Annotated in this window: 15 protein-coding genes; 4 read left to right on the forward strand and 11 right to left on the reverse strand. The window is 65.0% G+C overall.

Going from position 1 to position 16,141, the window contains the following annotated elements; all coding sequences use genetic code 11:
- Positions 1-29 precede the first annotated feature (29 nt).
- On the reverse strand, positions 30-3,284 hold the full coding sequence (carB, locus tag E8D38_RS00675; RefSeq protein WP_140625789.1) for a carbamoyl-phosphate synthase large subunit: 3,255 nt from the start codon (positions 3,282-3,284) through the stop codon (positions 30-32).
- A complete protein-coding gene (gene carA / locus E8D38_RS00680; RefSeq protein ID WP_140625790.1) occupies positions 3,277-4,452 on the reverse strand; it encodes a glutamine-hydrolyzing carbamoyl-phosphate synthase small subunit in 1,176 nt (391 codons plus the stop codon). The genes carB and carA overlap by 8 nt, the downstream gene beginning before the upstream one ends.
- Before the next feature lie 267 nt (positions 4,453-4,719).
- On the opposite strand from carA, the gene bfr reads away from it, so the two are divergent.
- Positions 4,720-5,199 (forward strand): bacterioferritin, encoded by a 480-nt coding sequence (bfr, locus tag E8D38_RS00685; protein ID WP_140625791.1) that lies wholly within the window; start codon positions 4,720-4,722, stop codon positions 5,197-5,199.
- A gap of 22 nt (positions 5,200-5,221) precedes the next feature.
- Here bfr and E8D38_RS00690 read toward each other — a convergent pair whose 3' ends face one another.
- Positions 5,222-5,953, reverse strand: a complete 732-nt coding sequence (locus tag E8D38_RS00690) for a protein-S-isoprenylcysteine O-methyltransferase (RefSeq protein WP_219851600.1) — start codon at positions 5,951-5,953, stop codon at positions 5,222-5,224.
- A 286-nt stretch (positions 5,954-6,239) separates the two neighbouring features.
- Here E8D38_RS00690 and E8D38_RS00695 point away from each other — a divergent pair, with 286 nt between their 5' ends.
- Together E8D38_RS00695 and hemP are read left to right on the forward strand one after the other, a co-directional pair.
- Complete coding sequence (locus E8D38_RS00695) at positions 6,240-6,452, forward strand: (2Fe-2S)-binding protein (RefSeq protein ID WP_140625792.1); 213 nt, start codon at positions 6,240-6,242, stop codon at positions 6,450-6,452.
- A gap of 106 nt (positions 6,453-6,558) precedes the next feature.
- Entirely contained in the window at positions 6,559-6,762 is a 204-nt protein-coding gene (gene hemP, locus E8D38_RS00700; protein WP_140625793.1) for a hemin uptake protein HemP, read from the forward strand.
- Between the two features lie 106 nt (positions 6,763-6,868).
- Here the strand turns inward: hemP and E8D38_RS00705 are convergent, their stop codons facing one another.
- Positions 6,869-7,279 (reverse strand): GlcG/HbpS family heme-binding protein, encoded by a 411-nt coding sequence (locus E8D38_RS00705; RefSeq protein WP_140625912.1) that lies wholly within the window; start codon positions 7,277-7,279, stop codon positions 6,869-6,871.
- 150 nt (positions 7,280-7,429) lie between these two features.
- On the opposite strand from E8D38_RS00705, the gene E8D38_RS00710 reads away from it, so the two are divergent.
- Positions 7,430-8,119 (forward strand): Bax inhibitor-1/YccA family protein, encoded by a 690-nt coding sequence (locus E8D38_RS00710; protein ID WP_140625794.1) that lies wholly within the window; start codon positions 7,430-7,432, stop codon positions 8,117-8,119.
- A 72-nt stretch (positions 8,120-8,191) separates the two neighbouring features.
- Here E8D38_RS00710 and dnaB read toward each other — a convergent pair whose 3' ends face one another.
- The 7 genes from dnaB to ppsA all read right to left on the reverse strand — a co-directional run bounded on the left by dnaB (position 8,192) and on the right by ppsA (position 16,023).
- A complete protein-coding gene (dnaB, locus tag E8D38_RS00715) occupies positions 8,192-9,640 on the reverse strand; it encodes a replicative DNA helicase (RefSeq protein WP_140625795.1) in 1,449 nt (482 codons plus the stop codon).
- Positions 9,641-9,795: 155 nt separating this feature from the next.
- Entirely contained in the window at positions 9,796-10,248 is a 453-nt protein-coding gene (gene rplI, locus E8D38_RS00720) for a 50S ribosomal protein L9 (RefSeq protein WP_140625796.1), read from the reverse strand.
- A gap of 15 nt (positions 10,249-10,263) precedes the next feature.
- Entirely contained in the window at positions 10,264-10,554 is a 291-nt protein-coding gene (gene rpsR, locus E8D38_RS00725) for a 30S ribosomal protein S18 (protein ID WP_140625797.1), read from the reverse strand.
- A 28-nt stretch (positions 10,555-10,582) separates the two neighbouring features.
- Positions 10,583-10,870 (reverse strand): primosomal replication protein N, encoded by a 288-nt coding sequence (priB, locus tag E8D38_RS00730; RefSeq protein ID WP_140625798.1) that lies wholly within the window; start codon positions 10,868-10,870, stop codon positions 10,583-10,585.
- Positions 10,871-10,919: 49 nt separating this feature from the next.
- Positions 10,920-11,285: a 30S ribosomal protein S6 gene (gene rpsF / locus E8D38_RS00735; RefSeq protein WP_140625799.1), complete on the reverse strand. Its 366-nt coding sequence runs from the start codon at positions 11,283-11,285 to the stop codon at positions 10,920-10,922.
- Between the two features lie 121 nt (positions 11,286-11,406).
- Entirely contained in the window at positions 11,407-13,506 is a 2,100-nt protein-coding gene (locus tag E8D38_RS00740) for a sodium:solute symporter family protein (protein ID WP_425462735.1), read from the reverse strand.
- Positions 13,507-13,626: 120 nt separating this feature from the next.
- A complete protein-coding gene (gene ppsA, locus E8D38_RS00745; RefSeq protein WP_140625801.1) occupies positions 13,627-16,023 on the reverse strand; it encodes a phosphoenolpyruvate synthase in 2,397 nt (798 codons plus the stop codon).
- Positions 16,024-16,141: the final 118 nt, after the last annotated feature.

Here is a 16,141-nt window from a genome sequence, read left to right on the forward strand (position 1 = left end):
CGGCGGCCGTGTTGTTTGACGGCAAAAGTTTAGTGCAGTTCGGCGTGCAGTTCCTGCAGGGAATACACCACGAGATCTGCCTGGTGCTTGAGCGCCTCGGTCGCAGCCTCGCAGCCGGCCATGGTCGTGTAGTAGGTCACACGGTTGGCCAGCGCCGCGGTGCGGATGTAACGCGAATCCGCGATGGCGGTGCGCGTCTCGTCCACCGTCGTGAACACGAGCTGGATCTCACCCGCCTTCACCATGTCGGCGATGTGGGGACGCCCGTCCTTCACCTTGTTCACCACCTTGACCGGCACGCCGGCCTCGGCGATGACAGCCGCGGTGCCCTTGGTGGCGACCACGTTGAAGCCCAGGTCGTGCAGGTCAGACGCCACCTTGACGGCGCGTGCCTTGTCGCTGTTCTTGACCGTGATGACCACCGTTCCCTTGCTCGGCAGGCGCGACCCTGCGCCCAGCTGGCTCTTGAGCATGGCCTCGCCGAAGGTCTTGCCGGCGCCCATGACTTCGCCGGTGGAGCGCATCTCCGGGCCGAGGATGGGGTCGACGCCCGGGAACTTGTTGAAGGGGAACACCGCTTCCTTGATGCTGAAGTAAGGCGGAATCACCTCGGCCGGCGGCTTGCCGTTGCGGCTCTTCTGGTCTTTCAGGCGTTGGCCGGCCATGCAGCGCGCGGCGATCTTTGCCAGCGGCTGGCCGGTCGCCTTGGACACGTAGGGCACGGTGCGCGAGGCGCGCGGGTTCACTTCGAGCACGTAGACGACCGCCTCGTCGCCCTCACCCTGGATGGCGAACTGCACGTTCATGAGACCCACGACCTTGAGTGCCTTGGCCATGAGCGTGGTCTGGCGGCGCAGCTCGTCCTGCAGCGAAGCGGACAGCGAATACGGCGGGAGCGAACATGCCGAATCGCCCGAGTGGACGCCGGCCTGCTCGATGTGTTCCATGATCCCGCCGATCATCACGTCGACGCCGTCGCTGATGCAGTCGACGTCGACCTCGATGGCATCGTCGAGGAAGCGGTCCAGCAGCACCGGAGACTTCTCGCTCACCTTGACGGCCTCGCGCATGTAGCGCTCGAGGTCCTTGTCGCCGTGCACGATTTCCATGGCGCGGCCGCCCAGCACATAGCTCGGGCGAACCACCAGCGGGTAGCCGATCTCCTGCGCCAGCGCGAGCGCCTGGTCTTCGGTACGCGCGGTACGGTTGGGCGGCTGCTTGAGCCCCAGCTCGTGCAGCAGCTTCTGGAACCGCTCGCGATCCTCGGCGATGTCGATGCTGTCGGGCGTGGTGCCGATGATGGGCACGCCGTTGGCTTCGAGGTCGAGCGCGAGCTTCAGCGGCGTCTGGCCGCCGTACTGCACGATCACGCCGGCCGGCTTTTCCTTGGCCACGATCTCCAGCACGTCCTCGAGCGTCACCGGTTCGAAGTACAGGCGGTCGGAGGTGTCGTAGTCGGTGGACACCGTCTCGGGGTTGCAGTTGACCATGATGGTCTCGTAGCCGTCTTCGCGCATGGCGAGCGCGGCATGGACGCAGCAGTAGTCGAACTCGATGCCCTGGCCGATGCGGTTGGGCCCGCCGCCCAGCACCATGATCTTCTTCTTGTCGCTCGGCTCGGCCTCGCACTCCTCGTCGTACGTGGAGTACATGTAGGCGGTCTGAGTGGCGAACTCGGCGGCGCAGGTATCCACCCGCTTGTAGACGGGACGCACGCCCATCGCGTGGCGCGCCTTGCGCACCTCATGCTGGTTGGTGGCGAGCAGCTTGGCGAGGCGCTTGTCGGAGAAGCCCTTGCGCTTGAGGAAGCGCAGTTCGTCGGCACTCAGGCTCGCCAGCGGTCGGCCCGCCAGCGACTTCTCGACCTGCACGAGTTGCTCGATCTGCGCCAGGAACCACGGGTCGATGGCCGTTTCCTCGAAGACTTCCTGCAGCGTCATCCCGATGCGGAACGCGTCCGCCACGAACAGGATGCGCTCGGGCCCGGCTTCGCCGATCTCCTGGACGATCTCTTCGCGGTCGGTGCTGCGCTCGGACAGGCCGTCGATGCCGGTTTCCAGGCCGCGCAGTGCCTTCTGGAAGCTTTCCTGGAAAGTACGGCCCATCGCCATCACCTCGCCCACGGACTTCATCTGCGTGGTGAGGTGCGGATCCGCTTCACGGAACTTCTCGAACGCGAAACGCGGGATCTTGGTGACGACGTAGTCGATGCTGGGCTCGAACGACGCCGGCGTCGCACCGCCGGTGATCTCGTTGCGCAGTTCGTCGAGCGTGTAGCCCACAGCCAGCTTGGCCGCTACCTTGGCGATCGGGAAGCCGGTGGCCTTGGACGCGAGCGCAGACGAGCGCGACACACGCGGGTTCATCTCGATCACGGTCATGCGACCGTTCTGCGGGTTGATCGAGAACTGCACGTTGGACCCGCCGGTATCCACGCCGATCTCGCGCAGGATCGCGATGGAGGCGTTGCGCAGCAGCTGGTACTCCTTGTCGGTGAGCGTCTGCGACGGCGCCACGGTGATCGAGTCGCCGGTGTGGATGCCCATCGGGTCGAGGTTCTCGATGGAGCAGACGATGATGCAGTTGTCGGCGCGGTCGCGCACGACTTCCATCTCGTACTCCTTCCAGCCGATCAGCGACTCCTCGATCAGCAGCTCCTTGGTCGGCGACAGGTCGAGGCCGCGCTTGCAGATCTCTTCGAACTCCTGGGGGTTGTAGGCAATGCCGCCGCCAGTGCCGCCCAGCGTGAAGCTCGGGCGGATGACGACCGGGAACCCGTTGGTGCCGATCTCTGCCGCGATGCGCTTCTGGACACCCCAGGCCTCTTCCATCGAATGGGCAATGCCGCTCTTGGCGGAATCGAGGCCGATCTTGGTCATGGCCTCCTTGAATTTGAGGCGGTCCTCGGCCTTCTCGATGGCCTTCTCGTTGGCGCCGATCATCTCGACGCCGTACTTGGCGAGCACGCCATGCTTGTGCAGATCGAGCGCGCAGTTGAGCGCGGTCTGACCGCCCATGGTGGGAAGGATCGCGTCGGGCCGCTCCTTGGCGATGATGCGCTCGACCACCTGCCAGGTGATGGGTTCGATGTAGGTCACATCGGCCATCTCGGGGTCGGTCATGATGGTCGCCGGGTTGCTGTTGACCAGGATGACCTTGAAGCCTTCCTGCCGCAACGCCTTGCAGGCCTGTGCGCCGGAATAGTCGAACTCGCAGGCCTGGCCGATGATGATCGGGCCGGCGCCGATGATGAGGATGCTCTTGATGTCTGTCCGCTTAGGCATTGCTCGTCTCCGTCATCAACGCCACGAAGCGGTCGAAGAGGTATCCGATGTCATGGGGGCCGGGCGATGCTTCAGGGTGGCCCTGGAAGCAGAACGCGGGCTTGTCGGTGCGCGCGAGGCCCTGCAGCGTGCCGTCGAACAACGACACATGCGTGGGGCGCAGGTTCGCAGGCAGGGTCTTCTCGTCCACCGCGAAACCGTGGTTCTGGCTGGTGATGCTGACCCGGCCGTTGTCGAGGTCCTTCACCGGATGATTGGCGCCGTGATGGCCGAACTTCATCTTGAAGGTCTTCGCGCCAGAGGACAGCGCAAGGATCTGATGGCCCAGGCAGATGCCGAAAGTCGGGATGCCCGTGTCGACGAGTTCGCGCGTCGCGGCGATGGCGTAGTCGCAGGGCTCCGGGTCACCAGGACCATTGCTGAGGAAGACGCCGTCGGGCTTGTACTTCAGCACCTCGGCCGCACTGGTCTGGGCGGGCACCACCGTCACGCGGCAGCCGCGCTGCGCCAGCATGCGCAGGATGTTGTGCTTGACGCCGAAGTCGTAGGCGACGACGTGGAACTTCGGCGACGTCTGCCTGCCGTAGCCCGGCTGCCCGTCGACGTTGATGAGCTTCCACTCGGTCTGGTCCCACAGGTAGGGCTCGGTGGCGCTCACGACCTTGGCCAGGTCGAGCCCCGCCATGCTCGGCGCGGCCTTGGCCTTGGCAACGGCATCGGCCACGAGTTCGGGCGTGATGTCACGGCCGGCCGGCAGCGCGAGGATGCAGCCGTTCTGAGCGCCATTGGTGCGCAGCACCCGTGTCAGCCTGCGCGTGTCGATGTCGGCAATGGCAACGGTGTTCTCGTCGCGCAGGTACTGCGACAGGGTGCGGGTCTTGCGGAAGTTGGACTCGAGAACCGGGAGGTCCTTGATGATCAGTCCAGCGGCATGGACTTTCTTAGCCTCCACGTCCTCTTCGTTCACCCCGGTGTTGCCGATGTGCGGATACGTCAGCGTGACGATCTGCCGGCAATAGCTGGGGTCGGTGAGGATTTCCTGGTAGCCGGTGAGCGAGGTGTTGAACACCACTTCACCGACCGTATGACCGGCAGCGCCGATCGAGGTGCCTTGAAAGACCGTGCCGTCTGCGAGTGCGAGAAGAGCTTTGGGCAGTACGGGCAGCACGGGGGATCTCCGTCGAGAGTCGCGCCCAGCTCTGCTCTTCAAGCGTGAGTCCGGAGGAAACGGCTGGAGTTTCGCGTGGGCGGGATGATTGCAGGTAAACCGCGGGATTATAGCCCGACGGCGATGGCAGCCCGCGGTGGATTTGGGTATCCGCTGTTGCGTCTGCCTCTCATGCGCATCCAGAGCGGCAAAGGGTGGACATGCGCTGCAACTGGAAACCGTTTGAAGCGACTTCCATAATCGCGCGACAACAACTTAGGAGGCCCCATGAAAGGCGACCCCAAGGTCATCGACTACCTCAACGCACAACTCAAGAACGAACTCACCGCGACCAACCAGTACTTCCTGCACTACCGCATGCTGAAGCACTGGGGCTTCGACAAGCTGGCCAAGAAGGAGTACGAGGAGTCGATCGGCGAGATGAAACACGCTGATCGCCTGATGGAGCGCATCTTCATGCTTGACGGCCTGCCGAACCTGCAGGACCTCGGCAAACTGCTGATCGGCGAGGACGTGCCGGAACTGCTCAACTGCGACCTGCAGCTCGAAAGCGCCGCCCAGATCACTTTGAAGGACGCCATCGCCTATTGCGAATCGGTGCGCGACTACGTGTCACGCGATCTGCTGCAGGACATCCTTGACGACACAGAGGAGCACATCGACTTCCTGGAAACGCAGATCGACGTGCTCGGCAAGGTGGGACTGCAGAACTACCTGCAGTCCCAGATGGGCGACACCGCCTCCTGACGTCACCGCCTGGGCGGCGGCGTCAGGCTGCCGCTCCCAGCCGCGGCCATAGCCGCCCCGTGCGGGCCATGTAGGCTCGGTACTCCTGGCCGAACGAATCGAGCATCAGGCGCTCTTCCTCGTTGACACGCAGGAAGTACAGCAAGGCAAAACCCGGCACCGCCAAAGCCCCTGCCAGCCAGTTCTGAACGAGGAACGGCTGCGCGAGCGCAAACAGCCAGATCGAGCTGTACATCGGGTGCCGAACGCGCGCGTACACGCCCGTCGTCACGAGGCTGTGCTCCTGCCGTATCTCGAGCGAAGGCGACCAGTTGCGCCCGAGTTGCGCGTGGCTCAGATGAAAGAGCCACAGCGACAAGACCATGACCATCGCTGCCCCCACCGCCAGCGGCGCCGGCACGGTGTAGCCGAAGTGGTCGAACCATGGAGTGGCCAGATACACCATGGGCACGAAGCACAGAGTGAGAAAGACGACGAGCATCAGCCATTGCTCCAGACGGCCTACGCGCCGACCCACCGCCTGATTGCTCCTGTTGCGCTGCACGTGCGGCCAGCGAATCACCATCTGCAGCACGGCTGCCAAGAACCAGGCGAGATCCGGCCACTGCCAGTCCCCTCCTCGCCGCCACCAGTAGGCACCCAGCACCAGGCTGAACAGAGCAAGAGGAAACCATACGGTGACGCGCCGGCCATAGACACCGGCTGTGGCATTCGGCCGCCCGCTGGCGGCCGAGACTTCGACAACCCGGCTCATTCACCGTCCTCCGTGCTGCTACACGGCCGGTAATCGTTCGCTTGCATTTTTCCTCCCTTCGAACACCGCCCACGCTGGAAACGGCGTGACTTTAGGGAGCATCTCCCGCATGCGCGCCCCTCTCAAGAGGGGGTGCCGAGCGCCCAATGGTGTGCGGTTGCAACGTCGCTGACCCCTCCGTGGCTGCTTGTGACCAAGTCCCCGCAGATTTTGGGGTTGCACCCGTTGTATTGCGAATCATTCTTATTTATACTGACAATCAGTTCAGCGCACCTTCCCTGCCGCCATGATTGTTTGTGTCTGCCGCCGCATCTCGAATCGCGATATCGAGCGCACCGCTCAGCAAGGCTGCGCGACTTTTGACGAGTTGCAGATGGAGCTGGGCGTCTCCACCTGCTGCGGTCGATGCACCGATTGCGCGCGCGCCGTGTTCGATTCGGCGCTGGCACCGGCTCACCGGCACAACGCTCCCACTGGGCCGGCGCTGGCACTGGCGTGACTCACCATGGAATGGTTTGCAAGCCTGCTGATCGTTCTTCTGGGGACGTGGTGGGCCTTGTCAAAACACCGATGACTCAGCGTGGCTCCGGCCACACCCTGTGCACATGAAAACCATCACCTTGCCCACCCACTCGCAACCGCCTCGTGCTCATGGCCACGCGGCCGTGGAGACCCAGGTGCCCGCTGCGGAACTCACCCTCGCCAGCGACCTGCTCATGCGTGGCCGCAAGGTGATCCAGATCCAGCACAACGGCGCGCTATATCAACTGCGCGCCACCAAGCTCGGCAAACTGATCCTGACCAAATAGCATCCGATCATCGTGGGGGGACCGTACTGCAACGCAGTGAACGGTCCATTTGCGCAGCCACACATTCCGGCACCACCGGAGAGTTCAGCCACGCACTTTTTGGCCTTCAGGCCCCCACGACGGCCGCAATGCCGGCTCGAGCAATCTGCGCATCTTCGGGCGACTTCACGCCGCTCACGCCCACGGCCCCCACGCACTGGCCGGAAACCATGATCGGAACCCCACCTTCCAGCATGCCCTCGAGCGTCGGAGCGCTGAGGAAGGACGTTCTGCCCTGGTTGATGATCTCTTCGTAGACCTTGCTTTCGCGCCGGCCGAGCGCCGCGGTGCGCGCCTTGGCGGGCGCAATCAGCGAAGAAATCGGGGCGGCGCCGTCCAGGCGCTGGAACCACAGCATGTGCCCGCCGTCATCGACGATGGCAATGCTCACATTCCAGGCGTTCTTGAGGGCTTCGGCTTCGGCGGCTGCGGCAATTGCCTTCACGTCGGACAGGCTCAGGGAGGGTTTGGTGTTCATGTTGGCGTCAAATGAGTTCAGACAAGAAAAAAGCCACAGCGCCCGGCCGGAGGCGGAAGCGCTGCGAGGCCGGAGGGTATTTTCCTCGGCAATGCTGGAACTAGAATCCGCCACATCGGTCTATCGGGACCGTTCTTCTATGGAGATGCAATGAACGAGACTCTGCAAACCGTTTACGCTGGTTCGGGCGCCCTGGCCGAACAGCGCAATCGGGTGCTGCGCAACACCTACTGGCTGCTGGCGTTGTCCCTGGTGCCCACGGTGCTGGGCGCATGGGTCGGCGTGAGCACCGGCATCATGGCTGCCATGGGCAACGGCATGAGCCTGATCGTGTTCCTCGTGGGCGCGTTCGGTTTCATGTTCGCAATCGAGAAGACGAAGCACTCGTCCACCGGCGTGGTGATGCTGCTGGGCTTCACGTTCTTCATGGGCCTCATGCTCTCGCGGCTGCTGGCCGTGATCCTGGGCTTCAAGAACGGCTCCTCGCTGATCATGACTGCGTTCGGCGGCACGGCAGTGGTGTTCTTCGCCATGGCATCGCTCGCCACGGTCATCAAGCGCGACCTGAGCGGCATGGGCAAGTTCCTGTTCATCGGCGCCATCGTGCTGCTGGTGGCCGGGGTGGTGAACGTGTTCGTGCAGTCGTCGGCGCTGATGCTGACGCTGAGCGTCGTGGCGATCGGCCTGTTCTCGGCCTTCATGGTGTACGACCTGAAGCGCGTGATCGATGGCGGCGAGACCAACTACATCTCGGCCACGCTGGCGATCTACCTGGACATCTACAACGTGTTCCAGTCACTGCTTGCGTTGCTGGGCGTCTTCGGCGGCGAACGCGAATAAGCGCGCGCGTCAGGCACCCAGCATGAGAACGGGGCCCTCGGGCCCCGTTTCTCTTTGTTCGTTTCGTCTTCGTCAGTACTCGCTGCCGCCGCTGTCGTATCCGGGTGCGAGGTTGTCGAACTTGGTGAGCGGCTTGAGAAACGCCAGCTTCACCGTGCCCACCGGGCCGTTACGCTGCTTGGCAATGATGATCTCTGCCACGCCCGGTTCCTTGGTCGGGTTGGGCCCGTCCGGGCGGTTGTAGTACTCGTCCCGGTAGATGAACATGATCACGTCGGCGTCCTGCTCGATGGCGCCGGACTCCCGCAAGTCGCTCATCATCGGCCGCTTGTCGGTCCGTGTCTCGACGCTGCGGTTGAGCTGCGACAGGGCGATCACCGGGCATTGCAGTTCCTTGGCCAGCGCCTTCAGGCCGCGGGAGATCTCGCCCAGCACGGTGGCGCGGTTTTCTTCGCTGCCGCCGCCGGAGCCGGTCATCAGCTGCAGGTAGTCCACCACGATGAGCCCGAGCTTGCCGCACTGGCGGGCCTGACGCCGAGCACGGGCGCGCAGTTCGCTGGGGCTGAGGCCCGGCGTCTCGTCGATGAAGAGGCTGACGTTACGCATCTTCTCGACCGCATCGCTCAGGCGCCCCCACTCGTCGTCGTTGAGCTTGCCGGTCCGCAAGTGCTGCTGGTCGATGCGCCCCATCGAGCCGACCATACGCAACGCAAGCTGGGCCGCACCCATTTCCATGGAGAACACGACCGCAGGGAGGCCTTCGTTGGCAGCCACGTTCTCGGCAATGTTCAGCGCGAAAGCCGTCTTACCCATCGAGGGGCGAGCCGCCAGCACGATCAGGTCGCCAGGCTGCAGACCGGCGGTCATCCGATCGAGATCAAAGAACCCCGAGCGCACACCCGTGACCTCTTCGGCGCCGTTTTCGTACAACTCCGTGACGCGGTCGAGCAGGTCGACCACGAGGTTGTCCATCGACTGGAAGCCCTGCTTGCTGCGCGAGCCTTCCTCACCGATCTTGAAGATCTTGCCTTCGGCCTCGTCCAGGATCTGCGGCACCGGGCGGCCCTGCGGATTGAACGCGGCGGTGGCGATCTCGTCGCTCACCGTCACCAGCTTGCGCAGGATGGCCCGCTCACGAACGATCTCGGCATAGCGGCGCAGGTTCGCCGCGCTCGGAACGCTCTGCGCCAGCGAATTCAGGTACGCAAGCCCGCCGACTTCCTCCGCCTTGCCAAGAGATTGCAGTTGCTCGAATACCGTGATCACGTCAGCCGGCTTGCTGGCGTTGATCAGGCCGCCGATGGCCGCAAAGATGAGGCGGTGGTCGTGGCGGTAGAAGTCGCTTTCGGTGACGAGGTCGCCGGCACGGTCCCAGGCGCTGTTGTCGAGCAGCAGGCCTCCCAGCACGCTCTGCTCGGCCTCGATCGAGTGCGGCGGGATGCGCAGGCGCGCAACTTCGTCGTCACCGCCGCCGCGACGCGGCGAGCCCTGGAAATCGGCACCTGAGAGGATGGCGGACATAAGCGTCGAAGATTACGAGGCAGCCCAGTGCCCAGCAAGCCAGCAAGTCTTGGGAGATCTTGTGGATGGCCGGTGGAAAGCTCGGGAAAACTTGTGCACAAAAAATGAAAAGGCCGGTCGAAACCGGCCTTGTCGACGCAGGACGATGACTCGTCTTAGTCGGTCTCACCCACCACCGTGACAGTGATGTCCACAACCACGTCGGTGTGCAGAGCCACGGACACGGCATGGTCGCCCACAACCTTCAGCGGGCCGTTGGGCAGGCGCACCTGCGACTTCACCACCTCGAAGCCGAGCTTCTTCAGGCCTTCGGCGATGTCGAAGTTGGTGACGGAGCCGAACAGGCGGCCATCGACCCCAGCCTTCTGGGTGATGGAGACCGTCTTGCCGGCGAGCTTCTCGCCTTGGGACTGAGCGGCAGTCAGCTTGTCGGCCTGGGCCTTCTCGAGTTCGGCGCGCTTCGCTTCGAACTCCTTGATGGCGGCTTCAGTGGCACGGCGGGCGGAGCCGGTGGGGATCAGGAAGTTGCGGGCAAAGCCGTCCTTCACCTTCACCACGTCGCCCAGGTTGCCCAGGTTGGCGACTTTCTCGAGCAGGATCACTTGCATGTCGTCTTGCTCCTCTTAGACCTTGTGCTGGTCGCTGTACGGCAGCAGCGCCAGATAGCGGGCGCGCTTGATGCAGGTGGACAGCTGACGCTGGTAGATCGCGCGGGTGCCGGTCAGGCGGGCCGGGATGATCTTGCCGTTCTCGGCAATGAAGTCACGCAGCGTGTCGATGTCCTTGTAGTCGATCTCTTCGACACCGGCGACCGTGAAGCGGCAGAAGCGCTTGCGGCGGAACAGCAGCGACTGCTGGTTGCGCTTGGTCTTGCGGTCCTTGTTGAAACGACCTTTTCCACGGGGTGGGGCCATGTTGAGCTCCTGAATTCCTAGATCCGAATCAAATGGGTTCGAGTTCAGTGACGTGAAACAGCACGCCCTTGCCGTTGCGCTGCGAGCCGAGGAACCCCGCGAAACCTGCCGTCGAACCGACGGCGAGCTTCTGCAGTTGCTCGGCCACCGCCCCGATGCCGACTGCGCGGATCTCGACCGAGACCTTGCGCGGGCGCCCGGCTTCAGTGACCTCGGACTCGTGCTTCAGGCTCAAGTCCAGGGCCGGCAGGCCGGCGGGGGTGTAGCGCATGGCACGCCGCTCGACCACTTGCGCCGTCATCACCACGCGATTCATCGCAGGCTCGGGCAGCAGGCGGGCAGGCAGACGTCCGGGCGCGGCGTCATCAGGCCGCGTTGAACTCCTGCTGTGCCTTCTTGGCTTCTTCCTTCTCGACCTGGCGCATCATCACCGACGGCTGGGTCTCGGCCTTGCTCTTTTGCACCGTGAGGTGGCGCAGCACGGCGTCGTTGAAGCGGAAGCCGGTCTCCAGCTCTGCCAGGGTTTCGTTGCTGCACTCGATGTTCAAGCACAGGTAGTGAGCCTTCGCGAGCTTGGCGATCATGTAGGCCAGCTGGCGGCGGCCCCAGTCTTCGACACGGTGCACCTTGCCGCCGGCGGCGGTGACGACACCCTTGTAGCGCTCCAGCATGGCCGGAACCTGCTCGCTTTGATCCGGATGGATCAGCAACACGATTTCGTAATGACGCATGTGAACTCCTTGTGGATTCCGCCGGGAGGCCCGGCGAGGAAGCCGCCCCGTAGCGTCAACTGAACCGGGTGCGGCAAGGGAAAGCCCGCGAGTATAGCAGGGATCGGGCAGGCACCGACCCTCACCCGTTGGGGTAGCGGACCTGGTCCAGCAGCTCGCGCTGGGCCGAGGCGGGCCTGGGCGTGAGGAGGCTCACCAGCGCGACCGTGAGCAAGCCTGCGGGGACGCCAAAGACCCCGGCTGCGACCGGGTCCACGCCCCACCAGCGGCAGTCGAGCAAGGGGCGGGTCACGCCGAACAGGCTGCGCAACAGCGGGATGTTGGTGACCATGTAGTAGAGGCACACGGCCATGCCGGCCAGCATGCCGGCAGTGGCGCCCGCCCGATTGGCCCGTGGCCAGAAGATGCCCAGCACCAAGGCCGGGAAGAACGCCGCAGCAGCCAGCGAAAACGCCGCCGACACGAACTGCAGGATGTCGGCGATGCGCAGCGACGCCACATACGCGCCCAGCAGCGCCACCATGAGCACCAGCACTTTCGACAGCATGACGCGGCGGATCGCCGAAGCGGCCGGGTTGATGATGCGGTAGTACAGGTCGTGCGAGAGCGCGTTGGCGGTGGTGAGCAGCAGGCCGTCTGCCGTGGAAAGCGCTGCCGCCAGCCCGCCGGCAGCGACCAGGTAGGTCACCACGAAGGGCATGCCGCCGATCTCGGGCGCTGCCAGCACGATGACGTCGACGCCCAGGTGCAGCTCGCCCAGCTGCAGCAAGCCGTCGGCGTTGACGTCTTCGGCCGACACCAGCGAAGGGTTGAGCTTGGACCAGCGCCGCAGCCACGCCGGCAGCTCGTCGTACGGCAAGCCCACCAGGTTGGAGAACACCTCGTACTTCACCATCACTGCCAGGGCCGGGGCGGCAACGTATAGCAGCGCGATGAAGAACAGCGTCCATGCCACCGAGGTGCGCGCCTGCGAAGCGCTGGGCGTGGTGTAGTAGCGCATCAGGATGTGCGGCATGGCGGCCGTCCCCACCATGAGGCAGAACACCAGCGCCAGGAAATTGCGGCGCGAGTGCTCGAAGGCCTGCCGCTGCTCCGGGGTGCCCGACGGGTCGCCCGCCGCGTAGGGCTGGGCCTGTGGCGGCATGCCGCCCAGCGGCTGCGCGCGCCGCTGCGAATGCAGCAACGCTTGCTCATAGGCCAACCGGGCCGCCTCCTCGGTACGCGGCAGCGCCGCCAGCCTGCGCTCGGCCTGCTGAATGCGCGCAAGCGGCGCGTCGGCCGCCTTGAGTTCTGCCACCTGCTTTGCCAGCGCCCTCGCGTCCTCGGCCATGCCGGCCGGCACGTCGGCCAGCTTGCGCCGGGCGTCTTCGGCCTGCCTCGCAAAATGCTCGATGACCGCCTGCTCGCCCGCATCCACCTTGAGCGCCTGCTCGCGCTCGCTCACCTTGGCCAGCTGCTGCGCATAGGCCACCACCGCCACCGGGTTGCCGGTCTGCTGGGCCGACAGCCACACCACGGGTATGAGGTAGGCCACGATGAGAATGATGTACTGCGCGACTTGCGTCCAGGTCACGGCCCGCATGCCGCCGAGAAACGAGCACACCAGCACGCCGCCGAGGCCCACGAAGATGCCGATCTCGAAGTTGAAGCCGGTGAGGTGCGACGTGATGAGTCCCACGCCGTAGATCTGCACCACCACGTAGACGAACGACACCATCACCGCAGCCGCGGCACCCACCAGGCGCGGCATCACGCCGCCATAGCGCGCCCCCAGGAACTCGGGCACGGTGAACTGGCCGAAGCGCCTCAGGTAGGGAGCGAGCAACAGCGCCACCAGGCAGTAGCCGCCGGTCCAGCCGAGGATGTAGGCCAGGCCGCCGAACCCCTGCAGATACAGCACGCCGGCGGTCCCGATGAACGAGGCGGCCGACATCCAGTCGGCCGCGGTCGCCATGCCGTTGTACATGGCCGGCACGCGCCTCCCGGCGACGTAGTACTCGGTTTCGTCGGTGGTGCGGCTGGCCAGCCCGATGACGGCGTAAATCGCCACCGTGGCGATCAGGAAGGTGGTGCCTATCCAGCTGCGCGGCCAGCCCGTGCTTTCGAGCACCGCCAGCGCGCCGATGAAGAGCACGACACCCAGCGTGTAGAGCCCGTAGCGCCGATCGAGCCGACGCTTGAACGCATGCGGCGTCTCGGCAGGATCGCTCATGCCGGCCATCTGCCCTTCGAGACCACCCCGCTGCCGCCCATCACGCCTCCATCGCCAAGGCCACGATTGTGTGAAGGGCGGCCATCAGCCGCGACTAGAGCGAACCCTGTCACGGCCTGGGGCACAGGGCTAGCGCCTGGCCAGGCGCTGCCAGGTCTCGACCACGGTGTCGGGGTTCAGCGAGATGGACACGATGCCTTCCTGTGCCAGCCAGTCGGCGAAGTCGGGATGGTCGCTGGGCCCCTGGCCGCAGATGCCGATGTACTTGCCGACGGCGCGGCACGCGGTGATGGCGCGAGAGATCATGGCCCTGACCGCCGGGTCGCGCTCGTCGAAGTCCGCCGCCAGCAGCTCCAGGCCGGAATCGCGGTCCAGGCCCAGGGTGAGCTGGGTCAGGTCGTTCGAGCCGATCGACATGCCGTCGAAGTGCTCGAGGAACTGGTCGGCCAGGATCGCGTTGCTGGGCACTTCGCACATCATGATGACGCGCAGGCCTTCCTGGCCGCGCTTCAGCCCACGCTCGGCCAGCATCTCGGTCACGCGTGCGGCCTGCTTGATGGTGCGCACGAAGGGCACCATGATCTCGACGTTGGTGAGGCCCATGTCGTTGCGCACCCGCTTGAGGGCCTCGCACTCCATCGCGAACGCTTCGGAGAAGTCGGCGCTGACGTAGCGCGAGGCGCCGCGGAAGCCCAGCATCGGGTTCTCTTCGTCCGGCTCGTAGCGCGAGCCGCCGATCAGCTTGCGGTACTCGTTGGACTTGAAGTCCGACAGGCGCACGATCACCGGCTTGGGCCAGAACGCCGCCGCGATGGTGGCAATGCCTTCGGCCAGCTTGTCCACGTAGAACGCACGCGGCGACGCATGCCCGCGCGCCACCGATTCCACCGCCTTCTTCAGGTCGGCATCGACATTCGGATAGTCGAGGATGGCCTTCGGGTGAACGCCGATGTTGTTGTTGATGATGAACTCGAGCCGCGCAAGGCCGACACCGGAGTTGGGCATCTGCGCGAAGTCGAAGGCGAGCTGCGGGTTGCCCACGTTCATCATGATCTTCACCGGGCAGTAAGGCAGTTCGCCCCGCTGCACCTCGGTGACTTCGGTCTCGAGCAGCCCGTCGTAGATGTAGCCGGTGTCGCCCTCGGAACAGGCCACGGTGACCAGCGCACCGTCCTTCAGCACTTCGGTGGCGTCGCCGCAGCCCACCACCGCCGGGATGCCCAGCTCGCGGGCAATGATGGCCGCATGGCAGGTGCGGCCGCCGCGGTTGGTGACGATGGCCGAGGCGCGCTTCATCACCGGTTCCCAGTTCGGGTCGGTCATGTCGGTCACCAGCACGTCACCGGGCTGCACCCGCTCCATCTCGGCGATGCTGTGCACGAGGCGCACCGGGCCGGTGCCGATCTTCTGGCCAATGGCGCGGCCTTCGGCCAGCACGGTGCCCTGCCCCTTGAGCTTGTAGCGGTGTTCGGCCTTGCCCTCGGCTTGGCTCTTCACCGTCTCAGGGCGGGCCTGCAGGATGTAGAGCTGCCCGTCGCCGCCGTCCTTGCCCCATTCGATGTCCATCGGACGGCCGTAGTGCTGCTCGATGATGAGCGCGTACCGGGCCAGCTCGGTCACGTCGGCGTCGGTCAGCGAGTAGCGGTTGCGCAGCTCCGGCGCGGTGTCCACCGTCTTCACCAGCTTGCCGGTGGCGGCCTTTTCGTCGGCGCTGCTGAACTCCATCTTGATGAGCTTGGAGCCCAGGTTGCGGCGGATGATCGCCAGCTTGCCGTTCTTGAGCGCCGGCTTGTGCACGTAGAACTCGTCGGGGTTCACCGCGCCTTGCACCACGGTCTCGCCCAGCCCGTAGCTGGCGGTGATGAACACCACGTCCTTGAAGCCCGACTCGGTGTCGATGGTGAACATCACGCCGGCGGCACCGAGATCGGAGCGCACCATGCGCTGCACGCCGGCCGACAGCGCCACGTCGCTGTGCGCGAAGCCCTTGTGCACCCGGTAGCTGATGGCGCGGTCGTTGTAGAGGGAGGCGAACACCTCCTTCATCTTGTGCAGCACCTCCTCGATGCCCACCACGTTGAGGAAGGTCTCCTGCTGGCCGGCGAAGCTGGCATCGGGCAGGTCTTCGGCGGTGGCCGACGAGCGCACTGCGAACGAGGCGCTGGTGTTGCCCGCGGTGAGCTTGGCGAACTCGGCGCGGATGGCCGCCTCGAGGTCGGCCGGGAACGGCTGCGCCTCGACCCAGCCGCGGATCTCGGCACCGGCCTCGGCCAACGCGCGGACGTCGTCGGTGTTGAGCGTGGCCAGGCGCTTGTTGATGCGCTCGGTCAGGCCGCCGTGCTTCAGGAACTCGCGGAAGGCGTGGGCGGTGGTGGCAAACCCGCCGGGCACGCGCACGCCGGAAGCGGCGAGCTGCGAGATCATTTCGCCGAGGCTGGCGTTCTTGCCACCCACCGCCTCGACGTCGGTCATCCTCAGGTTTTCAAACGGTACGACCAGGGCGGTCGCCTCAAAGCGGGAAGACATGGGAAAGCTCCGTGATGATGAAAAACCGGTGCTCCCGCGTCGTCGGGGCCCTGGGAGACGGCAACCGGCCCACGACGCTTTGTCGATTCTGGTTGTGGGGTGGGCAGGTGCATCAGGG

This window comes from Methylibium rhizosphaerae, from assembly GCF_006386545.1.
Classification (GTDB): Bacteria; Pseudomonadota; Gammaproteobacteria; order Burkholderiales; family Burkholderiaceae_C; genus Pseudorivibacter; species Pseudorivibacter rhizosphaerae.

What these genes read in the sequence shown, in the direction of transcription:
- carB (WP_140625789.1), bottom strand. Translation starts at nt 3,284, where the DNA reads ATGCCTAAGCGGACAGACATCAAGAGCATCCTCATCATCGGCGCCGGC.
- bfr (WP_140625791.1), top strand. Translation starts at nt 4,720, where the DNA reads ATGAAAGGCGACCCCAAGGTCATCGACTACCTCAACGCACAACTCAAG.
- E8D38_RS00690 (WP_219851600.1), bottom strand. Translation starts at nt 5,953, where the DNA reads ATGAGCCGGGTTGTCGAAGTCTCGGCCGCCAGCGGGCGGCCGAATGCC.
- E8D38_RS00695 (WP_140625792.1), top strand. Translation starts at nt 6,240, where the DNA reads ATGATTGTTTGTGTCTGCCGCCGCATCTCGAATCGCGATATCGAGCGC.
- hemP (WP_140625793.1), top strand. Translation starts at nt 6,559, where the DNA reads ATGAAAACCATCACCTTGCCCACCCACTCGCAACCGCCTCGTGCTCAT.
- E8D38_RS00705 (WP_140625912.1), bottom strand. Translation starts at nt 7,279, where the DNA reads ATGAACACCAAACCCTCCCTGAGCCTGTCCGACGTGAAGGCAATTGCC.
- E8D38_RS00710 (WP_140625794.1), top strand. Translation starts at nt 7,430, where the DNA reads ATGAACGAGACTCTGCAAACCGTTTACGCTGGTTCGGGCGCCCTGGCC.
- dnaB (WP_140625795.1), bottom strand. Translation starts at nt 9,640, where the DNA reads ATGTCCGCCATCCTCTCAGGTGCCGATTTCCAGGGCTCGCCGCGTCGC.
- rplI (WP_140625796.1), bottom strand. Translation starts at nt 10,248, where the DNA reads ATGCAAGTGATCCTGCTCGAGAAAGTCGCCAACCTGGGCAACCTGGGC.
- rpsR (WP_140625797.1), bottom strand. Translation starts at nt 10,554, where the DNA reads ATGGCCCCACCCCGTGGAAAAGGTCGTTTCAACAAGGACCGCAAGACC.
- priB (WP_140625798.1), bottom strand. Translation starts at nt 10,870, where the DNA reads ATGAATCGCGTGGTGATGACGGCGCAAGTGGTCGAGCGGCGTGCCATG.
- rpsF (WP_140625799.1), bottom strand. Translation starts at nt 11,285, where the DNA reads ATGCGTCATTACGAAATCGTGTTGCTGATCCATCCGGATCAAAGCGAG.
- E8D38_RS00740 (WP_425462735.1), bottom strand. Translation starts at nt 13,506, where the DNA reads ATGGCCGGCATGAGCGATCCTGCCGAGACGCCGCATGCGTTCAAGCGT.
- ppsA (WP_140625801.1), bottom strand. Translation starts at nt 16,023, where the DNA reads ATGTCTTCCCGCTTTGAGGCGACCGCCCTGGTCGTACCGTTTGAAAAC.